Source organism: Qipengyuania xiapuensis (genome assembly GCF_019711395.1).
GTDB lineage: Bacteria > Pseudomonadota > Alphaproteobacteria > Sphingomonadales > Sphingomonadaceae > Qipengyuania > Qipengyuania xiapuensis.
In genome coordinates this window covers 1,583,961-1,605,678 of record NZ_JAIGNL010000001.1, presented here as the reverse complement: position 1 = coordinate 1,605,678, position 21,718 = coordinate 1,583,961, and the positions used below count along the sequence as shown (strand labels likewise).

The following is a 21,718-nucleotide window of genomic DNA, read 5'->3' as shown; positions in this document are numbered from 1 at the left end:
GCCATGCTGCTTGCAGCCGATGTCGGTAACACCAATGTGGTTTTTGCCCTGTTCGAGGGGCGCGAGATCAAGGCGCGCTGGCGCATCGCGACCGATGCCCGCCGTACCGGTGACGAATATGCGGTCTGGCTGCTCCAGCTTCTCGCTATCGAAGGCTACACGCGTGAGGATATCGACCAGATCATCATCGGCTCGGTCGTCCCGCGCTCGATCCACAATCTCAGCGTCCTGTCCCGCAAGTACTTCGATGTCGAGCCGATGATCGCCGGCGCGGGCGAAGCGGACTGGGGCATCGAAGTGGATGTCGACGAACCACGCTCGCTGGGCGCAGACCGGGCCCTCAATGCCATTGCCGCCCACGAGAAATACGAAGGCGACCTGATCGTCATCGATTTCGGGACGGCCACCACCATCGATGCGGTGGACTTCAACGGTGCCTACAAGGGCGGCATCATCGCACCGGGCATCAACCTTTCGCTCGATGCGCTGGTCGGGAACACTGCAAAGCTTCCCCGCATCGCGATCGAGAAACCGTCGAGCAAAAGCGTTATCGGCCGGAATACCGAAGACCAGATGCTGATCGGCGTGTTCTGGGGCTATGTGGCCCTGATCGAGGGGCTGGTGGCGCGCATGAAGGCCGAAATCGGTCGTCCGGCGCGCGTCGTGGCCACTGGCGGCCTCGCCTTGTTGTTCGACGAAATCACCGACATGTTCGACGAGGTCGATAGCGACCTGACGCTCGACGGTCTTGCCATCCTTGCGGAGCGCGCATCCCCTTGAAGAAGAATTTTACCCCCGAAGACGAACTGCTTTTCCTCGCGCTTGGCGGGTCTGGCGAGATTGGCATGAACGTCAATCTTTATGGCTGCCAGGGTCGCTGGATCATGGTCGATCTCGGCATGACCTTTTCGGGCGGACAGTATCCCGGCGTCGACCTGGTATTCGCCGATCTCGAGTTCATCGAGGACCGTGCGAAGGATCTCGAAGCCATCGTGCTCACGCATGCGCACGAGGATCATATCGGCGCCGTCCCCTATTTCGCAGCAGACCTCGGCGTACCGATCTATGCAACGCCGTTCACTGCTGAACTCGTGCGTCGCAAGCTCGAGGAAGCCGATCTCGAGGGAGAGATCGAGGTCCACATCATCGAGGAGGACCACGGCAAATTCAGCGTGGGGCCGTTCGACATCACCTATATCCCGCTCGCGCACTCGATTGCCGAAGGGAACGCCTTGCTCATCGAGACGCCGCATGGGCGCATCTTTCATACCGGTGACTGGAAGCTCGACGAGGATCCCATCATCGGAGAGCCGACGACCGAGGAAGAGCTCACCGAGATTGGCGACGAAGGTATCCTGGCGCTCGTCTGCGACAGCACCAATGTCTTCAATCCATCGCCGAGCGGCTCGGAGGGTGCCGTCTTCAAGGGACTGCTCGAAGAGGTCCAGCGGCACCCGGGCAAGCGTGTGCTCGTCACCACCTTCGCCAGCAATGTCGCTCGATTGCACACCTTGGGGGAAGTGGCCCGAGAGACGGGCAGGCAGGTCTGCGTTGCAGGGCGTTCGCTAGACCGGATCATCGATGTGGCGCAGGAGAACGGCTATCTCACCGATTTCCCCGAGCCGGTCGATTTCGACACCGCGATGGGCTTGCCCCGGGGCGAGGTCCTCATTCTCGCGACTGGCGGGCAGGGCGAGCCTCGCGCGGCGCTTTCACGGATATCGGAAGATAACCATCCGCTCGAACTGGTCCCCGGCGACGTAGTTCTTTTCTCCAGCCGCCAGATCCCGGGGAACGAGCTCTCGATCGGCGCAGTCCAGAACCGCCTTGCGGCCAAAGGTGTGACCATGGTCACCGACCGCCAGAGCATGATCCACGTTTCAGGGCATCCCGGCAGGCCCGAGCTGGAGGCCCTCTACAGCTGGCTTCGGCCGGAGATTCTTGTTCCTGTCCATGGCGAGATGCGTCACATGCAGGAACAGGCGCGCCTCGGCATCGCAAACGCAATTCCCGACGCGGTCGTGCAGCAGAACGGCGATATCGTTCGGCTTGCGCCCGGAGCGCCGGGCAAGATCGCCGAGGTGAGGGCGGGGCGCCTCGTCCTCGATGGAGACATTATCGCTCCGGCAGATGGCGACAGCATCGTCATGCGCCGCCGGATCATGAACGAAGGTGTCGTGATCGTTGCGCTGGATGACCACCTCAACCCGCTGATCGACAGCCTCGGGCTGCCGCTGGACGAGGATTACGAAGATTTCCTCGCGGAGGCGCGGCAGGACATCGCGACTGCAATCAAGCGGCTCAAGGGTAAGGACGGGCGCTCGGCTCCTTCAGTTCATGAGGCAGCTCGCCTCGCTGCTCGAAGGGCGGCTCAGCGCTGGTCCGGTAAGCGTCCCCAAGTGCGTGTGCTGCTGCCTACGAGGCTGCAACCATGAACTTCTCGCTTCCGATGGAATGGACGTCGATCGTCGCGATCTACATCCTGTTCTGGGTCGTCAGCGCCTTCATCATGCTGCCTTTCGGTGTGCAGACGCACGACGAGGCAGGGATCGCCAAGATCCCGGGCCAGGCCGACAGTGCTCCGGCAAATTTCCAGCCCAAGCGCGTTGCCAAGCGGGCGACGGTGCTCGCGACGATCCTCTGCACGCTTTACGTGCTGAATTATGCCTATGGCTGGATAACGCCGGAGGACCTGATGTTCTTCGGTCCCGATCCAAAATGACCTGTTACTGCCGCAGACGCTCGAGGGCCTGAGCCAGAACCACGTAAAGCTTGCCCATGTCGCTCGACAGCAGCGTCACGCTCACCGCGTTGCCGTCGCGCGTGGAGAGCAGGGTACGAAGCATGGCCTCGAAATCGTGAATGTACCGGTTCACGTGCTCTCGGAAGTCGGCATCCGCATCGTATAGCTCGGCGATATCCCTCGCTTCGCTATTGTCGATGAGGCGCACCGCGCGGCGCGTGAAGATACCGCGGTCGCCGCGCAGATAGCTGGCCCATGCGGTGTCTGTCACCTCGCTGGAGAGCGCTTTCGCAATATCGATCGAGCTCGAATTCAGGCTCTCGGTAATGAGTGCCACGCGGCGGGCGAAGTCGCCGTCCACATTGTCCGTCGCCTTGTCACGGGCGTGGGCAATGCGGGTTTCGAGGTTTGTCGTGAGATCGTTGAGCCTGCCGAGCTGGTCACGCAGCTGCTGCGTCATCGCCTTGGCGGCTTCGTTCGAACGCTGGCGTGCTTTGTCCAGCTGGGCGATCGTATCCTGCGTCTTGTCGGTCAGTGCCTTCTCGACCGCTCCGATGCTTTCTTCACCGACCTTGTCGGAAATCTGAGCGATCCGGTGTGCCTGCTCATGTTCGATCGCTGCAAGCGATGCGCGTGCCTTGTCTTCCAGCTGCCCGATGGCTTCGCGCAGTTCGCCTTGGACGTGCGCAGCGAGCTGTGTGCTCTCGTGCGAGAGCTCCACGAGGCCGGCACGCAATCTCTCGACGCTGTGGATCTGCGCGCTTGCAGTTTCGCCGAAGTTCGACTGGAAGGTATCGAAGCCTTGCATCGCAAGCCTGGTGCGCTCCTCGATCGAACCCATTCCTTCAGTAAGCGCGTCGCCCGTCTTGCGGGCCTGCTCGAGCAGTTCGCGGACTTCGCCCGCACGCCGTTCGATTTCCGCCAGGCGGTTTTCCGAGGCTTCCATCGCTACCGGCAAATCATCCTTGCTGTGCTTTGCGCTCGCCTGGATCAGTTCGAGAAGACGTACGCTGGAGTCGGTAAGACGGGCAATATCCTGGTCCGTGCCTTCCAGCGCTTCGCGGCTCTCGCGAAGTTGCGCATCGAGCGCGTCGATCCCGCCGGCAACGGCTTCACGCGCCTGGTGCCCGTGTGCCGCGATGTTGGAAAAGGTCTCGCCGAGCGCGCCTATGCGCTCGCCCAGAGCTTCGCCTTCCTCCGTGAGTTTCGCGATCTGGGCAATCTGGGCTTCACGACGCTCCGCGATAGCCTCGTCGAGAATGGCCAGCTTTTCCTGAAGCTTTGCCAGCATGGCGTCCTGTGCCTCGGCCATCTTGGCAGTGCGCTGCTGGGTCTCGTTTTCGAATAGCCGGTTGCGCTCGGTAATTCTCTGATCGACACGTGCGGCCTCCTCATGGAGCGCGCCAAGCTTGGCGTTTGCCGCTTCGAGTGCTGCCTCGTCGATCTGCCTGATCTCGTCGATGGCTTCGTTAAGTCGCATGCGCATTGCGTCGATCTGCGTCGACCAGGCGCCCATGGCCGCATCCTCGCCTTCACGAACAGAGCGGGCGATTTCCATGGCCTCGTTACGCAGCGTGCCGATCCGCTCGCGCATTGTGGCAAGGGCAAGCTCCTCGTCGGCACTGGCCTGCTTATGGACCTCGGCGATTTCGCTTCTAAGAGTTATCGAGCGGGCATTCAGCGCGGCGAGCGCCTCGATTTCCTGACCCTGCAGCTCCTCGCGGAATGTAGCGCTTTCTTCCCTCAGCGCGGCAAAGCGCTGTTCGGCAAGCTTTTCAAGTTCCCCGGCCTGCTCGCTGAATGCGGTCATGGCCGTATCGACGCTGCCACGGACTGCAGCGATCCGTTGCTCGCTGCGTTCGCCATGCTCTTCGAGCAGCGCAAAGCTGTCGACCAGCGCATTGACCTGTTCCTTCGCTTCGCGTCCGGCGCTACCGATCCGGTTGGTGACATCCTTTGCCGAGCTCGCAATCACGGGCAGATCGTCGCGAAGGCTGCTCATATTCTCGAGCGCCGTCTGGCTTACGCTCGCAATTGCATCGACTTGTTCGCCATTGCCCCTGATCAGCTCCTGCAAACGGTCGGCGTTCTCGGAAATTCGCTCGGTGGCACTGCGCCCGAGATACTCGAGATCACGGGTCTGGCTGCCGAGGAATTCGCGAGCGAGACTGAGCTCGCGGTTCACCACCGCGAGGCGGTTTTCCAGGTTCTGCGACTCTTCAGAAAGGGTGCGAGCTACCTCGCCAAAGCGTTTGGCTTCATGTGAGGAATTGCGAGTGGCCAAAATCCATAGGCCGACCACCAAAAGGACGGGGACGGCCCACGAAGTGATCCAGTCGATCCATTGCTGCGGGCCAGCGCCGGCAAGCATCTCCGTTTGATTGGTCCAGCCGAAAAACCCGGTCCAACCCAGGATCACGATGATCGCAATGGTCGGCACAACCCAGCCGCGATGGCGCCGGGGCGTGTCCTCCTCGTACCACTCTGCCTCTTCGACGAAGTCGTCTTCGGAAAGCTCTTCGGTCTCCGTTTCCAAGGGCTGGGTGGAAACCTCGGTGTTTTCGACCGGGCCTTCGCCGGGGGCCTGTTGCCCTTCGACGACCGAGATGTGCGAGCGCTTGTTCATGCCAGCGATTTACCACATTCGCTCGGGTCATAAAGCCCCGATTAACCATAGGGTTGCCGGATGGCTGTTTTGCGGCGGGTTGTGCGAGCGATGCCGGCAATCGGGCAAAGCGCCGATAACACGGCTTGGCAGCAGGGGCACTGCATCTCTATGACCGTTGTCGGACCCGAGGGAGTATTCCGTTTGCGCATCGCATTGCTGTCGACGCTCGAGAGAAATCCCGAGGGAGGATTGGTGCGCCCCGCCTTCCGTACCTATGCGGGAGCGATGGTCGTCGAGCGGCAGCTCGATCTCGCCCTGAAGATGGGTTGCACGCAAATCGCTTGTTTCGTCGACAGCGTCGAGCGCGAAGTCATCGAGTTGCAGCGCAGGGCCCAGGATGCCGGGATCAAGTTCGTTCACGTCCGTGAGCCAGCTCGCCTTTTCTCGCTCGTGGGCGAGGAGGACGAACTGCTGGTCATGGCGTCGGGTGTCCTGCCCGATTTTGATGCGGCGGAGGCAAGCCTGAAGCGTCAGGGCGTGCTGGCCCTGCCAGCCGATATCGCGGTTCCGCTTGGCTACGAGCGGATTGACCTCGAGTTTGCCTGGAGCGGTGTGATGCTTATCCCGGGCAAGCTGATCAAGACATTGGGTAACCTGCCCGATGACGTCGATGCACCTTCGGCCCTGATGCGTCTGGCGTTGCAGACCGGGACACGGGTGGTGCCGCTCGATCGCGCCTTGATCGAAGATCAGGAATGGCACATCGATCCCGATCCTTCCGCCCTCGCAGCCCGCGAGAAGAAGTGGATCGATGCCCAGCGCGAGCCGGTTTCCTTCGCAGCCCCGGGTCTGGCAGTCGCAGAATATGCCGGCGCACGGCTCGCCCGCGACGTCGTGGGGAGGGGGGCAGAGCGGAGTGCGACCATCGCTGCCGGCCTTTTCGCGTTGTTGGCGGTCGGGTTCGGAGGCTATTTCGCACCGGCTTTGGGACTGGCGTTTGCTTCCGCATCCGCGCTTTTCGCGCGCATGGGACGGGTCGTCGAAAGGGTCGCCCAGCTTGGAAAACCGGAGGCCAAGCCCAGCCTTTTGCACCGGGTCCTCGACTGGGGCCTCGATCCGGTCATCGTGTTCCTGCTCTATCTTGGCTCGCCCGAGGAATACGGGCCGCTGCGCGGTTTCGTACCGATCACGTTGATCGGGCTGCTTCGCCTCTCGGAGAAGTTCGGAAGCGAAAAGTGGCATTCGACCTTCGGCGATCGCATCCTGTTGTGCCTCCTGCTCGCAGGGGCGGCATTCGGCGGGATTTCGCTGGAAGTTTCGGCCGCTCTTGCCCTTATCGTACTCGTCAGCAGGTTTTTCGCGCCCTTCCGGGATAAATAACGGCGGCTTAACCATGTGGGTGCTACACGCGCACGATGGACGGGCTACCACCCATGAATGACGCCGAGAACAAAGGCGGAAGCGGGCTGCGCGAAGCGTTGGCGCGCGCCGATGCGACGCTGGCGGGTATCGAGCCTATTCTCGGGCACCTGCTGTCGGCTCCCGACCACTCGCTTTTCAGCGACGAGATTGTCGCCAGGGTCCGCGGCATGGTGGCCGATCTGGCTCGTCAAATACTCAGGGCGCAGGCCGAAGCGACCGGCGAAAGTGGCCGCGATGCCTTCGTGGAGCGGCACGGGGAAGCGCTACGCGAGCACCTGCAAGGATTCCCGGACCTTTTGCTCCATTGCCATGCCCTGGCCATCGAATGGCAGCTGACCGAGCGCCTGGAAGCCCAGCTGGGTCTCGATCCCGTGCTTTCCGGGCTCATGCAGCGCATGATTGCCGATGCGGATGGCTGGATTTCTTCAGGCGCTATGGCGGCGCTTGCCGCGCAAGCCCGATATGCCCAGGCGCAGCGCCGCATGGAGCTTCCTCTCGGTGAACTGACCGGCGACCTTTTTCATCGCACGCTTCTTGCTTGGCGGGACTACTGCGGGGACGGGCAGTCCGACGCAGTCTCCCGCGCGGAAACGCGCTTGCGGTCCACATATGACGAAAGTGCTGGGCGTCTTGCGCTGTTCGCGCGGCTTGTTTCCGCACTCGGCGACCGTGCAAAGGGGGCGCTGGTCATCGAAGATGCAGGCTGCGGACTGTTCTTCTCGGCGCTTGCCGCACTATCCTCGCAGTCCCGCGATCTCGCGGTTCTCGCAAGCCACGGCAAGCAGGCCGTTCGCCTGGCGTTGAGCCTGAGGGCTGCAGGCATGGAGGCAGGACAGGTCGACGAGCTCCTTCTCATGCTCCATCCCGGAGGCGCGCCCATCGCCGGTCTTGCGGAAATGAGCCAGCGCGAGGCGATGGACCTGCTGTCGTCGGCCGGTAACCCGGGGGCGACACGATGAGCGCATCCGTCCAGAGCTTTTCCCGCGCCCGGACCGACGGCGAAGACCGCGTCATCGAGGTCGAGGGCGAACTCGCTGCGCTGAACGAGGCTTGCGGCGGGGGTGTGGGCAAGACGCTCGCGATCCCGGAATTGCTCGCCCTGGTGACCAAGTCACGCGAGTACGGCTTGAGGCTGGCAAGGCAGTTTCGGGCAGTCGCGGGCGACGACAGGATAACCGCATGGGCCGAAATCGCTCCGATTAAGGGCGAAAGTGAGGGCGCCGATATCTCGATTTCAAGCTGGAAGGTCGAAGACGCGCCTGTCCAGAGCGAGGAGGATGTGCATCAGCGCAGGGCCGAGATCGATCGGCATCTCGCCGAATGTTCGGCGCATCTCGATCCCCAGCAGCGTGTCCTGTCGATCGAAACCGATGCGGAGGACCTTACCGACCTGTCCGATGCAGTCCGTGCGGACATTGGCAAGCCCTGGACCGATTTCGTGGACCTGCCGGGCAATGCGCACGAACAGCCCATGCACTGGCGCCTGCTCGACGGGTCAGAGTGCACCATCGCGGGTTCACGCCGCCGCTGGACGGCGCACCTCGAACCGCTGGGCAAGCCGGAACCCGGAAGCGCCGGTTTCGTGCTCTACCTGAGCGCGGCACAACCGCTTGCCGCCATCGAGAATGCCGGCGGCGGCAGGACGCCGTCGCTGGGCCGGGAACTCACGCCGGTCCTGCGTCAGCCGATCAATCGCATCATCGCGAATGCCGAAACGATCCGGACCAAGCTTGCAGGTCCGCTGGCAGACGAATACGCCGATTACGCAGGCGACATCGCGAGTGCGGGTCAGCATTTGCTGGCGCTCATCGACGACCTGTCGGATCTCGAAGTCGTCGAGGCAGAGGACTTCACCACCGCGCCGGATCGCATTGATCTAGCCGATGTTGCGCGCAGGGCATGCGGTATCCTCGGTGTCAGGGCTACCGAGAAGCAGATCAAGCTGGAACCGCCGGTCGACGGCGAGAGCCAGCCAGCAACCGCCGAGTTCCGCCGTGTCCTGCAGGTGCTCCTCAACCTGATCGGTAACGCAATCCGCTATTCTCCCGAGGAGAGCCGCGTCTGGGTCAGGCTGGACCGGATCGGTAGCCGTGCGCTTGTGACAGTGGCCGACCAGGGCCACGGCCTCGACGATGAGCAGCAAAAGAAGGTGTTCGAGAAATTCGAACGCCTCGGCAAGCACGGCGATGGCGGGTCGGGCCTCGGCCTCTACATCTCGCGAAGGATTGCGCGCGCCATGGGCGGGGACCTGACGGTGGAAAGTGCGCCGGGGCAGGGTGCGCGCTTCACGCTTTCGGTACCGGTCGACGAGGACGGCGGCACCGAAGAACGCTGATACGAAAAAGGGGCGCCGAAGCGCCCCTGATCCATTGTTTCCGGTTCTCTATTAGCGCTGGCCGATCGGAACGTAGTCGCGTTCGGTGGGGCCAGTGTAGAGCTGGCGCGGGCGGCCGATGACCTGGCCGGGATCCGAGATCATCTCGTTCCACTGAGCAACCCAGCCCACGGTACGGGCGAGGGCGAAGAGTGCGGTGAACATCGTGGTCGGGAAGCCGATCGAGTTCAGGATGATGCCCGAGTAGAAGTCGACGTTCGGGAAAAGCTTCTTTTCCTTGAAGTAATCGTCGTTGAGCGCGAGCTCTTCCAGCTGGAGAGCGGTCTCGAAGACCGGGTCGTTCACGTTCAGCGCTTCGAAGACTTCGCGCAGCGTCTGCTGCATCACGGTCGCACGCGGGTCGTAGTTCTTGTAGACGCGGTGACCGAAGCCCATCAGGCGGAACGGGTCGTTCTTGTCCTTGGCGCGCTCGATGTAGTGCGGGATGCGATCGGGCGAACCGATTTCCTGCAGCATGTTGAGCGCCGCTTCGTTGGCGCCGCCATGCGCCGGGCCCCACAGGCAGGCGATGCCAGCTGCGATACAGGCGAACGGGTTCGCGCCCGACGAACCGGCGAGGCGGACGGTCGAGGTCGATGCGTTCTGCTCGTGGTCGGCGTGGAGGATGAAGATGCGGTCCATCGCCTTCTCGATGGCGGGGTGCACTTCATATTCCTCGGCCGGGACACCGAAGGTCATACGCAGGAAGTTGCCCGTGTAGCTGAGGTCGTTCTTCGGCTGCAGGAAGGGCTGACCGACTGCATACTTGTATGCCATCGCGGCGATGGTCGGCATCTTGGCGATCAGGCGATGGCTCGAGATCTTGCGGTGTTCGGGATCCGAGATGTCGGTGCTGTCGTGATAGAACGCCGAAAGCGCGCCCACGACGCCGCACATGATAGCCATGGGGTGCGCATCGCGACGGAAGCCCTGGTAGAACTGGCGCAGCTGGTCATGCACCATGGTGTGGCGCGTGATGGTATAGTCGAAATCGGTCAGTTCTTCCTGGCTCGGCAGTTCGCCGTTGAGCAGCAGGTAGGCGACTTCCATGAAGCTCGAGTGCTCGGCCAGCTGGCCGATCGGGTAACCGCGGTGGAGGAGGACGCCCTCTTCGCCGTCGATATAGGTCAGCGCGCTTTCGCAGCTCGCAGTCGACTTGTAGCCCGGATCGTAGGTGAACTTGCCGGTGGTGCCATACAGCTTGCGGATGTCGATCACATCCGGGCCGACGCTACCCTCGAGTACGGGGAAGTCCTGGCTCTGGTCGCCTACGTTGAGAGTTGCCTGCTTGTCGGCCACGCGTATCTCCTTGGTCCGTCTTATTCCTTGCCTGCGGGCGAGGCCTGCGCGTCGATACGCGCGAGCGATTCATCCTTGCCCAGCAGGACCAGTACATCGAAAATTCCGGGCGATGTGGTGGTGCCCGTCAGCGCCGCCCGCATGGGCTGCGCCAGCTTGCCGAGACCCAGTTCGAGCTGCTCGGCATACGATTTCGTAGTGGCTTCGAGAGCCTCGATTGTCCAGCTATTTTCCTCGGCAAGAACCTTAGACAAACCGCTAAGCCTGTCTCGGGCTTCATCGTCGAGGAGGCCTGCGGCTTTCTCGGTCATTTCGAGGGGGCGCTTCTGGAAAAGGAAGGCCGCGCCATCGGCGAGCTCGTTAATGCTCCGCGCGCGGGTCTTGAGCACCGGCATCGCCTCGGTCAGGAGCGCCTCGTCAGCATCGGGACCGAGCTTCTCGGCGACCAGCGCGGCAAGCCGGGCATCGTCGGCTTCGCGAATGTAGTGGCCGTTCAGGTTCTGGAGCTTCTTGATGTCGAAGCGCGAGGGGCTCTTGCCGACACCGTCGAGGTCGAACAGCTCGATCGCTTCTTCGCGCGTGACTTCTTCGCGGTCGCCATGGCCCCATCCGAGGCGCAGGAGGTAATTGAAGAGCGCTTCGGGAAGCACACCTTCCTCGTCGCGATAGGCTTCGACGCCGACGGCACCATGCCGCTTGGACAGCTTTGCGCCGTCCGAGCCATGGATCAGCGGAACGTGGGCATAGACCGGGTCGGGCCAGCCGCCTTCGATCTCGTTCATCGCGCGGATCACAGGAAGCTGGCGGAATGCGTTGTTGAGGTGGTCGTCACCGCGGATGATGTGGGTGACGCCCATATCGTGATCGTCGACGACCACGGCGAGCATGTAGGTCGGCGTGCCATCGGCGCGTAGCAGGACGTAATCGTCGATTTCGGCGTTCTTGACGGTGACCTTGCCCTGGACCTCGTCTTCGATGACGGTTTCGCCCTCGGTGGGAACCTTGAGGCGGATCACATAGGGAGCACCGGCAGGTGCTTCACTCTCGTCGCGATCGCGCCAGCGACGGTCGTAACGCATGGGCTGCTTGTTCGCGCGCTGCTCAGCGCGCATTTCCTCGAGTTCTTCGGGCGTCGCGAAACATTTGTAGGCGTGGCCGGCTTCGAGAAGCTGGTTTGCCACCTCTGCATGGCGAGCCGCGCGGTCGGACTGGAACACCGGGGCTTCGTCGAAATCGAGGCCCAGCCAGTCGAGACCTTCGATGATCTTGTCGATGGCTTCCTGGGTGCTGCGTTTGCGGTCGGTATCCTCGATGCGCAGCAGAGCCTTGCCGCCGTGGTGGCGCGCATAGAGCCAGTTGAACAGCGCCGTACGTGCACCACCGATGTGGAGGAAGCCCGTGGGCGAGGGTGCGAACCGCGTGACGACCTCTTTACCGGTTTCGCTTGCCATTCCCTCGTCAATCCTTTCAACAGTTTACATGGCGACGCAGGGGACGCCGCTGGTTCCGTTCGGCGATGCGGATGATACCGCCGATGCTGCAGTGCAGCGCCCTTGGCGCATGCGCGCCATATTGTCCAGATTCGCGAGCGGTTTCGAAGGGTTTCTTGGCGCATCGGGCTTCGACCGTGGCCCCTGGCTGGTGGTGGCCCTGGCCAGCGGAGTTGGGAGCTGGTTCGTGCTGGGGGCCCAGTGGCAGTGGATCCTGGCAATCGTCATGGGGCTTGGCCTTTCACTGGCAGCGCAATCACTTTGGCGACAGCGTGAAGACAGAGCAGAGTTGCGCCTCGCAGGAACGGCGCTCGGCGTTGCGTTCGCGATAGGCCTCGTGCTGGTCTGGGCGCGATCCGAGACAGTCGGTGCGGAGCCCGTGGCGCGACCTTCGGTGATGATGCTCGATGCGAGGATACTCGAACGCGAGGAGCAGCCGGCAGAAGGAAGAGTTCGGCTCGTGCTCGCTACGCGCGATGCCGAGAACGGGCGGGCCATGCGTGTCCGGGTCAACGTTCCGCTGGATAAGGATCGGGATTTCCTGCGCGAAGGTGCGAGGATCGAAGCGAGAGCGCGCCTGATGCCCCCATCGGCACCGCTCCTTCCCGGGGCATATGATTTCGCAAGGGCAGCCTGGTTCAAGGGTTTTGCTGCCACGGGGTCGCTCGTTGGGACTATCCGCCTGGTCGAGGAAGCGCCGGGAGGGGAGGGCGCCATCGCGCAAGTGCAGCGCTGGCTTTCGGCGCATGTGAGGGACCAGCTCGGCGGGGCGTCGGGCACGATAGCCGCGGCATTTGCGAGCGGAGATCGCGGATCGATCGCGAGGGAGGACGAGGTCGCCATGCGCGATGCGGGTCTGACCCACCTGCTTTCCATCAGCGGCCTTCACGTGAGCGCCGTCATCGCTGCTGCGTATTTCCTCGCATCGAAGCTGATCGCCCTGTGGCCTTGGCTCACGCTGCGCGTACGCCTGCCGCTCGTCGCTGCAGCGATCGCTGCTCTGGCCGGGATCGCCTATACCTTGCTGACCGGCGCCCAAGTGCCGACCGTGCGAAGCTGCATCGGAGCGCTGCTCGTGCTTGCAGCCCTTGCATTGGGGCGCGAGCCCTTGTCCCTGCGCATGGTGGCTGTCGCGGCGGCCACTGTCCTCTTCCTGTGGCCCGAATCCCTGGTCGGGCCGAGTTTCCAGATGAGCTTTGCCGCGGTTATCGCGATCGTCGCACTGCATAATTCGCAGCCGGTGAGGAGCTTTCTTGCTCCGAGGGAAGAGGGGCGAAGCCGCTGGCTGGTTAGGCGCGTGCTCATGCTGTTCGTGACCGGTGTGGTTATCGAGCTGGCTTTAACCCCCATCGTCCTGTTCCATTTCCACCGGGCGGGTCTTTACGGGGCGTTCGCCAATGTGGTTGCCATCCCCCTCGTCACATTCATGTCCATGCCCCTGATCGCGGTCGCGCTGCTGCTCGACCTCGTCGGCGCAGGTGCTCCGTTCTGGTGGCTCGCCGGACAATCGCTCGATCTTCTCCTGTGGATCGCGCGTGTAACCGCCGGACAGCCGGGAGCAGTCAAACTCGTGCCGCACATCGGGCTTGGCACATTGCTGGTGTTCCTCGCGGGCAGTCTCTGGCTGGCGCTCTGGCGAGGGCGGGAAAGACTGCTTGGTTTCCTCCCGGTCCTTGTCGGCGTGGCGATGCTGATGGCGACCCCGACGCCGGATATCCTCGTGACCCGGGATGGTCGCGACATCGGATTGGTCGATAGTGACGGGGGGGTCTACGTCCTGCGAGACACCGCGGGATCATACGCGCGGGAGAACATCGTCGAGCTGGCAGGCACCGAGGCAGTTCCCATGCTCGTGTCGCAATGGAAAGGGGCGCGCTGCAGCGCGGACTTCTGCAGCCTACCGATAGTGAAAGGCGGTCGCACCTGGCATCTCATGGTCGCTCGCACCAAGAACCGCATCGATGAGCGGCAATTGGCAGCAGCATGCGAAAGGGCCGACATCGTGATTGCCGATCGCTGGCTACCGCGCAGTTGCGCCCCGAAATGGTTGAAGGCCGATGGCCGCTTTCTTGCCCAGAATGGGGGACTTTCGATCCACCTAGAGGAAGAGCGGATCGACAGGGTAGCGGATGGGCAGGGTGCGCATGGTTGGTGGGACCCGCCCGAATTCGACTAGGCAATGGAAAAGGGCGCCCAATCGGCTTGGACGCCCTTTCGAAATCTCCGGACTACTCCGCCGGGTTATCAGTGATAGCGGCGCAGCAGACCGGCAAGCTTGCCCTGCACCTTAACCCGGCCAGCCTCATAGACCTGCGGTTCGTAAGCGCCGTTCGCCGGATCGAGGCGGACCATCGCACCTTCCTTGCGCAGGTACTTCAGCGTCGCTTCCTCGTTGTCGACCAGTGCAACGACGATCTCGCCATCGCGTGCTGTTTCCGCGCGCTTCACGAGCGCGAAGTCGCCGTCGAAGATTCCGGCTTCGATCATGGAATCGCCCGAGACTTCGAGCGCATAGTGATCGCCCGGGCCGAGGAGGGCGGCGGGGACGGGCATGCTCGACTGTCCCTCGATCGCTTCGATCGGAGCGCCTGCGGCGATCCGGCCGTGCAGCGGGACCTCGATAATGTCATTGGCAGGTTCGGGCGCGACTGCCTTTGCGGAATGCGCAGCGACTACGGCGTCATTCGCAGGCGCGCTCGGCCTGGAGGGGCTGGTGACCGAATCTTCGGGCAGCTTGATGATTTCCAGCGCACGCGCCCTGTTGGGCAGGCGGCGGATGAAACCGCGTTCCTCGAGCGCAGAGATCAGGCGATGAACCCCGGACTTACTCTTGAGATCGAGCGCATCCTTCATTTCCTCGAAAGAGGGCGAGATGCCTGTCTCTTCCAGACGTTCCTGGATGAAGCGGATCAATTCGTGCTGCTTGGCAGTCAGCATCGGGTCACTCCCCAATTCGTTTCACATTTATCCTGTTCACAAACCTGTGAACGAATGTGGAACAATTAGGCAACCAATTTTCGCAAGTCAAGCAATCCCGCCATTCTGGAGCAGGTTGTGTGGAGAACAGGCGTTCCCGTTTCAGTCCTCTGCTCGCCAGTTTCCGGACTTGCCGCCCTGCTTTTCAAGGAGGCGCACGCCGTCGATGACCATGGCTCTGTCGAGCGCTTTGCCCATGTCGTAGAGCGTGAGTAGCGCAACGCTGGCAGCGGTCATCGCCTCCATCTCCACGCCGGTTTTACCGGTCAGCGAGGCACTTGCGGTTACGCGAATAGCATCCGATTCGCGGCTGAATTCGACGGTGACACTTTCCAATCCCAAAGGGTGGCACAGGGGGATGAGCTCGCCGGTCTTCTTGGCGGCCATGATCCCCGCAATGCGCGCAGTGGCAAGCGCATCGCCTTTCGCGGTCTCTCCGGACATAATCGCCTCGAGCGCCTCGACGGTCATCCGGATCCGGCCCTCGGCCACGGCCTTGCGCGTCGTTTCCGCCTTTCCTCCCACGTCGACCATGCGGGCCGCGCCGTGCTTGTCGAGATGGGTCAGGCTGCTCACGTCAGTTCGCCTGACCTTTAAGCAGCGTCCTGGTGGCTGCCTCGACGTCAGCTTGCCGCATCAGGCTCTCGCCGACAAGGAAGCTGCGTACACCGGAGCGGGCGAGCCGCTGGCAGTCTTCGTGACTGAAGATTCCACTTTCGCCGACCAGCAACGCGTCAGATGGCGCGAGTGCGGAAAGTTGCTCCGTGGTCGCAAGATCGGTCTCGAAGGTCTTGAGATTACGATTGTTTACCCCGAGAAGGCGTGACGCCAGTGCAGCAGCGCGTTCAAGCTCTTCGGCATCGTGAACTTCGACGAGGACATCCATGCCGCGTTCGATCGCGGCGCTTTCGATCTCCGCCATCTGTCCATCCTCGAGGGCAGCCACGATGATCAGGATGGCGTCGGCACCGAGTGCGCGTGCCTCGGCGACTTGCCAGGGATCGACCATGAAATCCTTGCGCAGGACCGGAAGGTCGCAGGCCGCACGTGCTTCTACGAGGTAATCCTTGTGTCCCTGGAAGTAGGGCGCGTCTGTCAGGACAGATAGGCAAGCGGCGCCGCCTGCCGCATAGGCACGCGCGTGCTCGGCAGGCTGGAAGTCGGCACGGATGAGACCTTTCGAGGGTGAGGCCTTCTTTATCTCGGCGATGAGGCCGAAACCCTTGTCCTGAGCCGCAGCGAGACGCTTCTGGAATCCACGCGGCGCGGATTGCTCGCGGGCAATGCCGTCGAGCTTATCAAGGCTGTGCTCCGCCTTGCGCGCGGCGACTTCATCGCGCTTGGTCGCGCAGATTTGTTCGAGCTTGTTCATCGGGCGAGAGCGATCCAGTCAGCGAGAAGCTGCTTGGCACGGCCGGAATCGATCGCTTCGGCAGCGATTTCGGCGCCTTCGGTCCAGTCGTCGGTCTTGCCCGCGACGATCAGCGTTGCGGAGGCATTGAAGAGCACCGCGTCACGATATGGGCCGGGCGCACCCATCAGGAGTGCCTCGAGCGCTTTTGCATTGTGTGCCGGGTCGCCGCCGCGGATCGCCTCGACCGGCGCGTGGGGGAGGTTGGCCTGCACTGCGACAATCCGGCGCATTTCGAAATCATTGCCGGTGACATCAGCCAGCTCGTTTCCGCCTGCCAGGCTCAGTTCGTCGAGCCCTTCGTCTCCCGAAGCGATGAAAGTGCGTTCCGTGCCGAGTTTCGCCTTGGCGGCAGCGTAGATCGGTACATAGGCAGGGCGCGCGATACCGATCAGCTGGCGCTTGACGCCAGCCGGGTTCGACAACGGTCCCATGAGGTTGAAGATTGTCCGCACGCCCAGCTTCTGGCGAATTGGCTGGATGCGACCCATGGCCGGGTGATGGTTCTTCGCGAATAGGAAGCAAATGCCCAGTTCTGCCAAGGTCTTCTCGGCGGTTCTTCCGGCTGCTTCCATGTCGAGGCCAAGCGCTTCGAGCGTGTCTGCTGCGCCAGATTTGCTGCTCGCGGCGCGGTTGCCGTGCTTCGCCACGGGGACACCGCTGGCAGCGACCAGCAGGCTGACTGCCGTCGAGACGTTGAGCGTATGATGCCCGTCACCGCCCGTCCCGCAGCAATCGACCGTGCCCTCGGGCGCATCGATCGGGATCAGGCGCTCGCGAAGGGCGCGGGCTGCACCGGCGATTTCTTCGGAAGTTTCGCTACGCGCCGACATTTCGACCAGGAAGCGGCCGATCTCGTCGTCACTGGTTTCCCCGTCGAGGATCCAGCCGAATACCTCGTGCGCCTTGTCTTCGGTGAGATGGGTGTCGGCAGGGGGCAGGGTCTTCACGCGGGCTCCTTGGCGTCGATGCCGCAGATTTCGAGGAAATTGGCGAGCAAGGCATGACCATGTTCGGTGGCGATGCTCTCGGGATGGAACTGCACGCCGTGGATGGGCAGATCGCGGTGGCGGAAACCCATGACGCTTGAGCCGTCCAGGCCCGGTGTTTCGCTGGTCGCGTTCACCAGGAGGGAATCGGGAATGTCCTCGACGATGAGCGAGTGGTAGCGGGTTGCTTCGTACGGTGAGGGGAGGCCCGCGAAGACGCCTGTCCCGTCATGAGTGAGCGGGCTGGTCTTTCCGTGCATGAGCCCGCCGCGCACCACGCGCCCGCCGAAATGTTGTCCAATCGACTGATGGCCTAGGCACACGCCAAGCAGAGGCTTCCTCGCATCTGCGCAGGCGGCCACGAGATCGAGACTGACACCAGCCTCGTTCGGAGTGCAAGGCCCCGGTGAAATGAGATAGCCCGCAGCCTCGCGCTCCAGCGCCTCGCGCGCCGTAATGGCGTCGTTGCGAACGACTTCGACCTCGGCGCCCAGTTCCATGAGGTAGTGGACGAGGTTGAAGGTGAAGCTGTCGTAATTGTCGATTACGAGGATCATGATGCGCTGCGCTAAATCTGCTTGCCGGAAGACGCAACCAGCCAATCCTTGATATCGCTAAGGATTGCAGCATCGATCTGCTTCTTGTCGAGATAGTAGAACACTCTGGGGGCTCGGTAGATCAGAAGTAGATCGGCGGCATCATGCCATCCATGCAGTTTTTCCCAAGGAATCGAGCCGCCCAAGAAGTCGGATTCGACGACCATTCCAACTTGGTCGAAATAGTAGGTGGTGGTTCCCTCTTCTAACCCCAATTGCTCCTGCCGGGCCTTGATTTGCGGCTTCAGCCCAAAAGCCTCGAACCTCTTGGGCGGCCACGCAAGCAAATAGGCAACCAGGGTGGCCACTCCCAACATTACCGAAATTTCCAGAACTCCGTCGGGCCGGTGCAAGGAAAAAAGAAGCAGCAAATTCACAAACATCATTCCGACGAAGATATTTCGCCGGATGGTTGGAGTCTTTCTAAGTGAACAGTCGAGCGCAACGGCTCGTACCGCAAGATCGAGATCGTATTCCTGAGTTATCGAATGCTCAGTCATGCTTGCCGGCGAGCTTGTCGGTGGCGCGCACCAGCCCGTCGATGATCCCGGGTTCCCCGGCAGAATGGCCCGCATCGTGGACGATCCAGAGGTCGGCTTCCGGCCAGGCCTTCTTCAGGGCCCAGGCGGAGGTCGGCGGAGTGCAGATGTCGTGACGGCCCTGCACGATGATGCCGGGGATGTGCTTGATCTTGTCGACGTCTTTCAGCAGTTGCGCTTCATCGAGGAAGAAGTCCTCGAGGAAGAACTTGGCGCAGATCCTTGCGAAAGGAACGGCCTTGGAGGGATCGGCGAAGCTGTCGAGCAGGTCCTCGTCGGGCAGCAGCGTTGCGACATTGCCTTCCCACAGCGACCATTCCTTCGCAGCGGCGAGACGGGTTTCCTCATCCTCGCTGGTGAGCCGGTCGTAATAGGCCTGCACGAGATTGCCGCGTTCATCCACCGGGATCAGGCCGGAGAAATCGTCCCACTGCTCGGCCATGATCTCGCTGGCACCATAGGTGTAGAGCCAGTCCTTCTCGGTCTGGCGGGCAAGGAACACGCCGCGCAGGACCAGTTCGCTTACCCGCTCGGGGTACTTTTGCGCATAGGCCAGGGCGAGGGTGGAGCCCCAGCTGCCGCCGAATGCCTGCCACCTCTCGTGGCCGCACATTTCGCGGAGTTTCTCGATGTCCTCGACGATGCGCCAGGTGTCGTTGTTCTCGATGTCTGCGAACGGCAGCGATTTGCCGCAGCCGCGCTGATCGAAAAGAAGCACATCATAGAGCTCCGGATCCCATTGGCGGCGATGGTCCTCAGACATGCCGCCTCCGGGGCCGCCGTGAAGGAAGACCGCGGGCTTGGCTCCAGGCGTACCGACGCGCTCGTAATACAAAGAGTGACCTTCGCCGACATCCAGCATGCCGGTCTCGTAAGGCTCGATTTCGGGGTAGAGGCCGCGGCGTTCGCTATTCACTGGATGCTTCCTTCTTTTCGACCACGATGATCGGCCCGATCGGTGCGCCCGTGTCGAGGCGCTCGGTGACCGGGTTCCACAGGGCCGACACGTTGCCATCGAGATAGAGCGCGTTCTTCACATCGAGTTCGTCGCGGTAGAAACGCGCGAGTTTTCCGAAGCTGATCGGGGCATTCGAGATGACGAAATGCGCACGGCCACGTTCGTCGACGCCTACGCCATTGCGAACGAGGCGCGATTCCCCGTCATGCGAAATCTCGGGATGGAGCTGGCCGTCGATCACCAGCATGGGGCCGGATTGCGTTCCGAACTGCGGGCGCTCGGTCACATTTGCAAGGAAGTCGTCGGTGCTGCGCACTTCCCATTTGCCGTCGGAGCCGAAGAACACACCGTTGGGCTTCATGTGGAAGTTGCCCGCGCCGTCGTTCGTATTGAGCGTCTGGAGACGTTCCGAATCCTCGACAAAGTAGCCGATCGGTTCGCCATCCTCGTCATACATGCCGCCGTTCATCGCGAAGGCGATACCTGCGCTGTCGCGGGTGCGCGAGAAGGCCGAAAGGCTGCGATAGGGTTCACCTCCGGAGGGGCCGAGGTCCGCAGAGATCGTGTGACGCGATGGCGTCGCGAGGCAGTGGGTGAGCGGCGTGTCCTCGAAGATAATCGAGCGGCAGGCGCTTTCGACCTGCGTCGTGACACTCTCGGTCGGCTCCGAGGCGGGAGTGACCTGCTCCTGTGGTTCCGCCTTGCCGTCGATACGCGTGCGGGTAACCGGCTCACCTTCCGCAGGCGGCTCGCATCCTGCGAGCAAGACGAGCGGCATGAGCAATATCGCGCGCATCATTGGCCGTACCCCGGTTCACCGGCGAGGCGCACGGCCTCGCGGGCGGCGGCGAAGAGCGCTCCGGCCTTGGCTTCGCACTCGCGCTGTTCATAGGCAGGGTCGCTATCGGCAACGATACCCGCGCCGGCCTGCACATGCATCGTTCCGTCCTTCACCACAGCGGTACGCAATACGATGCAGCTATCAAGGGATCCGTCCGGCGCGAAATATCCGACGCCGCCCGCATAGGGACCGCGCGTCGCAGGTTCGAGTTCGGCGACGATTTCGCAGGCGCGTACCTTGGGTGCACCACTGACGGTGCCCGCAGGGAACCCCGCGAACAGCGCGTCGATCGCATCCTTCGATTCATCAAGCTGGCCGACCACATTGCTCACAATATGCATGACATGACTGTATCGTTCTACGGTGAAGCTGTCCGTCACCGTGACCGTTCCGCTCTCGGCCACCCGGCCGACATCGTTTCGGCCCAGGTCCAGCAGCATGAGATGCTCTGCGCGTTCCTTGGGGTCAGCGAGAAGCGAAGCTTCGGCGGCCCGGTCCTCTTCGGGAGTGGCGCCGCGGGGACGCGTGCCGGCGATCGGCCGCACCGTCACTTCCCCGTCACGAACGCGAACGAGGATTTCGGGGCTCGATCCAACGACTGCAAACCCCGGCATGTCGAGGAAATAGAGGAAGGGTGAGGGGTTTACCCGTCGCAAGGCGCGATAGAGCGAAATCGGGGGCAGCTCGAAGGGCGCGGTGAAGCGCTGCGAGAGGACGACCTGGAAGATGTCGCCTGCCTCGATATATTCCTTCGCGCGGTGGACCATCGCGGCATAGTCCTCGCTCGCCATTGTGGGCCGTGGCTCGGGCGTTGCGAGGTCGATGGTGCTTGCGACCGAACGGTCTAGACCACTCGTCAGCTTGGCAAGGGCCGCATCTATACGATCCTCCGCCTGGAAGATGGCAGCCTCGGGGTTGCCCTTGTCCGGCCATAGGGGGGCGATGCAGAACAGTTCGTCGCTGAGGCTGTCGAAGACCAGCAGCAGCGTCGGACGTGCGAAAAGCATGTCGGGCACATCGAGCGCCTGCTCTCCTGCGCGAGGCAGTTTCTCGACGAGGCCGATGGTTTCATAACCGAAGTAACCGACGAGGCAGGCGAGGGCAGGGGGCAAGCCCTCCGGCACGTCGATCCGGCATTCATCGAGCAGTGACCTGAGCGCGGCGAGTGTCGGCTCGGCTTGCTTCTCGAAGGCATCGCGGTCGGTAGCCCAGAAACGGTTGATCTCTGCAGTCTCGCCATCGGCGCGGAACACGAGATCGGGATCTAGGCCGAGCAGGCTGTACCGCCCGCGAACTTCGCCGCCCTCTACAGATTCCAGCAGGAAATCGCCACGTCCCTCCTCGATCAGGCGCAGCGCTGCGCCGACAGGAGTGAGGGTATCGGCAACTAGCCTGCGCCAGACGAGCCCGGGCCGGTCCTGCTCCAGCGCACTTTGCGCTCTTGCGCGGCCTTCCAGTTGGCCTGCCAAGCG

The 21,718-nt window shown here is 62.6% G+C and carries 19 protein-coding genes; 7 read left to right on the top strand and 12 right to left on the bottom strand.

The genetic code is table 11. The features are described 5' to 3' along the window. Nucleotides 1–3 precede the first annotated feature (3 nt). The 3 genes from K3163_RS08130 to K3163_RS08120 are packed head-to-tail and all read left to right on the top strand — an operon-like array spanning nt 4 to nt 2,722. Entirely contained in the window at nt 4–780 is a 777-nt protein-coding gene (locus K3163_RS08130; RefSeq protein ID WP_221553757.1) for a type III pantothenate kinase, read from the top strand. After that, nucleotides 777–2,435 (top strand): ribonuclease J, encoded by a 1,659-nt coding sequence (locus K3163_RS08125; RefSeq protein WP_221553756.1) that lies wholly within the window; start codon nt 777–779, stop codon nt 2,433–2,435. Before K3163_RS08130 ends, K3163_RS08125 begins: the two co-directional genes overlap by 4 nt. Before the next feature lie 14 nt (nt 2,436–2,449). Then, entirely contained in the window at nt 2,450–2,722 is a 273-nt protein-coding gene (locus K3163_RS08120; protein WP_221429398.1) for a DUF1467 family protein, read from the top strand. A gap of 4 nt (nt 2,723–2,726) precedes the next feature. On the opposite strand, the gene K3163_RS08115 is transcribed toward K3163_RS08120, so the two are convergent. Next, nucleotides 2,727–5,369 (bottom strand): coiled-coil domain-containing protein, encoded by a 2,643-nt coding sequence (locus tag K3163_RS08115; protein ID WP_221553755.1) that lies wholly within the window; start codon nt 5,367–5,369, stop codon nt 2,727–2,729. A 150-nt stretch (nt 5,370–5,519) separates the two neighbouring features. On the opposite strand from K3163_RS08115, the gene K3163_RS08110 reads away from it, so the two are divergent. Genes K3163_RS08110 through K3163_RS08100 form a run of 3 tightly spaced genes read left to right on the top strand, consistent with a single transcriptional unit; the run spans nt 5,520 to nt 9,108 of the window. After that, a complete protein-coding gene (locus K3163_RS08110; RefSeq protein ID WP_221553754.1) occupies nt 5,520–6,731 on the top strand; it encodes a hypothetical protein in 1,212 nt (403 codons plus the stop codon). A 53-nt stretch (nt 6,732–6,784) separates the two neighbouring features. Further along, a complete protein-coding gene (locus tag K3163_RS08105; RefSeq protein WP_221553753.1) occupies nt 6,785–7,732 on the top strand; it encodes a hypothetical protein in 948 nt (315 codons plus the stop codon). Beyond that, nucleotides 7,729–9,108, top strand: a complete 1,380-nt coding sequence (locus K3163_RS08100; protein ID WP_221553752.1) for a sensor histidine kinase — start codon at nt 7,729–7,731, stop codon at nt 9,106–9,108. Before K3163_RS08105 ends, K3163_RS08100 begins: the two co-directional genes overlap by 4 nt. Nucleotides 9,109–9,159: 51 nt before the next feature. Here K3163_RS08100 and K3163_RS08095 read toward each other — a convergent pair whose 3' ends face one another. Both K3163_RS08095 and gltX read right to left on the bottom strand, forming a co-directional pair. Next, complete coding sequence (locus K3163_RS08095; protein ID WP_221428387.1) at nt 9,160–10,446, bottom strand: citrate synthase; 1,287 nt, start codon at nt 10,444–10,446, stop codon at nt 9,160–9,162. Between the two features lie 20 nt (nt 10,447–10,466). Beyond that, the gene (gltX, locus tag K3163_RS08090; protein WP_221553751.1) at nt 10,467–11,897 is read right to left on the bottom strand and encodes a glutamate--tRNA ligase; all 1,431 of its coding nucleotides are present in this window, start codon (nt 11,895–11,897) and stop codon (nt 10,467–10,469) included. Nucleotides 11,898–11,925: 28 nt separating this feature from the next. Here gltX and K3163_RS08085 point away from each other — a divergent pair, with 28 nt between their 5' ends. Continuing rightward, nucleotides 11,926–14,112, top strand: coding sequence for a ComEC/Rec2 family competence protein (locus K3163_RS08085; RefSeq protein ID WP_221553750.1), 2,187 nt, complete (start codon nt 11,926–11,928; stop codon nt 14,110–14,112). Between the two features lie 68 nt (nt 14,113–14,180). On the opposite strand, the gene lexA is transcribed toward K3163_RS08085, so the two are convergent. The 9 genes from lexA to trpE all read right to left on the bottom strand — a co-directional run bounded on the left by lexA (nt 14,181) and on the right by trpE (nt 21,715). Beyond that, the gene (lexA, locus tag K3163_RS08080; protein WP_221428390.1) at nt 14,181–14,873 is read right to left on the bottom strand and encodes a transcriptional repressor LexA; all 693 of its coding nucleotides are present in this window, start codon (nt 14,871–14,873) and stop codon (nt 14,181–14,183) included. Between the two features lie 141 nt (nt 14,874–15,014). Further along, a complete protein-coding gene (moaC, locus tag K3163_RS08075; RefSeq protein ID WP_221553749.1) occupies nt 15,015–15,488 on the bottom strand; it encodes a cyclic pyranopterin monophosphate synthase MoaC in 474 nt (157 codons plus the stop codon). A 1-nt stretch (nt 15,489) separates the two neighbouring features. Then, entirely contained in the window at nt 15,490–16,284 is a 795-nt protein-coding gene (gene trpC / locus K3163_RS08070; RefSeq protein ID WP_221553748.1) for an indole-3-glycerol phosphate synthase TrpC, read from the bottom strand. Further along, nucleotides 16,281–17,273, bottom strand: coding sequence for an anthranilate phosphoribosyltransferase (gene trpD, locus K3163_RS08065; protein WP_221428393.1), 993 nt, complete (start codon nt 17,271–17,273; stop codon nt 16,281–16,283). Before trpD ends, trpC begins: the two co-directional genes overlap by 4 nt. Next, nucleotides 17,270–17,869 carry an anthranilate synthase component II gene (locus tag K3163_RS08060; protein ID WP_221553747.1) on the bottom strand — a complete coding sequence of 200 codons (600 nt, stop codon included), beginning with the start codon at nt 17,867–17,869 and terminating at the stop codon, nt 17,270–17,272. The genes trpD and K3163_RS08060 overlap by 4 nt, the downstream gene beginning before the upstream one ends. 11 nt (nt 17,870–17,880) lie before the next feature. Beyond that, the gene (locus K3163_RS08055; RefSeq protein WP_221553746.1) at nt 17,881–18,408 is read right to left on the bottom strand and encodes a YcxB family protein; all 528 of its coding nucleotides are present in this window, start codon (nt 18,406–18,408) and stop codon (nt 17,881–17,883) included. Beyond that, nucleotides 18,401–19,363 carry a prolyl aminopeptidase gene (gene pip, locus K3163_RS08050; protein WP_221553745.1) on the bottom strand — a complete coding sequence of 321 codons (963 nt, stop codon included), beginning with the start codon at nt 19,361–19,363 and terminating at the stop codon, nt 18,401–18,403. The genes K3163_RS08055 and pip overlap by 8 nt, the downstream gene beginning before the upstream one ends. Continuing rightward, entirely contained in the window at nt 19,356–20,204 is an 849-nt protein-coding gene (locus K3163_RS08045; protein WP_221553744.1) for a phosphodiester glycosidase family protein, read from the bottom strand. Before K3163_RS08045 ends, pip begins: the two co-directional genes overlap by 8 nt. Beyond that, nucleotides 20,201–21,715 (bottom strand): anthranilate synthase component I, encoded by a 1,515-nt coding sequence (trpE, locus tag K3163_RS08040; protein ID WP_221553743.1) that lies wholly within the window; start codon nt 21,713–21,715, stop codon nt 20,201–20,203. The genes K3163_RS08045 and trpE overlap by 4 nt, the downstream gene beginning before the upstream one ends. Between the last annotated feature and the right edge of the window lie 3 nt (nt 21,716–21,718).

Bases quoted from the DNA above. Each gene is read 5' to 3' on its own strand.
- K3163_RS08130 (WP_221553757.1), top strand. From the start codon at position 4: ATGCTGCTTGCAGCCGATGTCGGTAACACCAATGTGGTTTTTGCCCTG.
- K3163_RS08120 (WP_221429398.1), top strand. From the start codon at position 2,450: ATGGAATGGACGTCGATCGTCGCGATCTACATCCTGTTCTGGGTCGTC.
- K3163_RS08115 (WP_221553755.1), bottom strand. From the start codon at position 5,369: ATGAACAAGCGCTCGCACATCTCGGTCGTCGAAGGGCAACAGGCCCCC.
- K3163_RS08110 (WP_221553754.1), top strand. From the start codon at position 5,520: ATGACCGTTGTCGGACCCGAGGGAGTATTCCGTTTGCGCATCGCATTG.
- K3163_RS08105 (WP_221553753.1), top strand. From the start codon at position 6,785: ATGAATGACGCCGAGAACAAAGGCGGAAGCGGGCTGCGCGAAGCGTTG.
- K3163_RS08100 (WP_221553752.1), top strand. From the start codon at position 7,729: ATGAGCGCATCCGTCCAGAGCTTTTCCCGCGCCCGGACCGACGGCGAA.
- gltX (WP_221553751.1), bottom strand. From the start codon at position 11,897: ATGGCAAGCGAAACCGGTAAAGAGGTCGTCACGCGGTTCGCACCCTCG.
- K3163_RS08085 (WP_221553750.1), top strand. From the start codon at position 11,926: ATGGCGACGCAGGGGACGCCGCTGGTTCCGTTCGGCGATGCGGATGAT.
- lexA (WP_221428390.1), bottom strand. From the start codon at position 14,873: ATGCTGACTGCCAAGCAGCACGAATTGATCCGCTTCATCCAGGAACGT.
- trpC (WP_221553748.1), bottom strand. From the start codon at position 16,284: ATGAACAAGCTCGAACAAATCTGCGCGACCAAGCGCGATGAAGTCGCC.
- K3163_RS08060 (WP_221553747.1), bottom strand. From the start codon at position 17,869: ATGATCCTCGTAATCGACAATTACGACAGCTTCACCTTCAACCTCGTC.
- K3163_RS08055 (WP_221553746.1), bottom strand. From the start codon at position 18,408: ATGACTGAGCATTCGATAACTCAGGAATACGATCTCGATCTTGCGGTA.
- K3163_RS08045 (WP_221553744.1), bottom strand. From the start codon at position 20,204: ATGATGCGCGCGATATTGCTCATGCCGCTCGTCTTGCTCGCAGGATGC.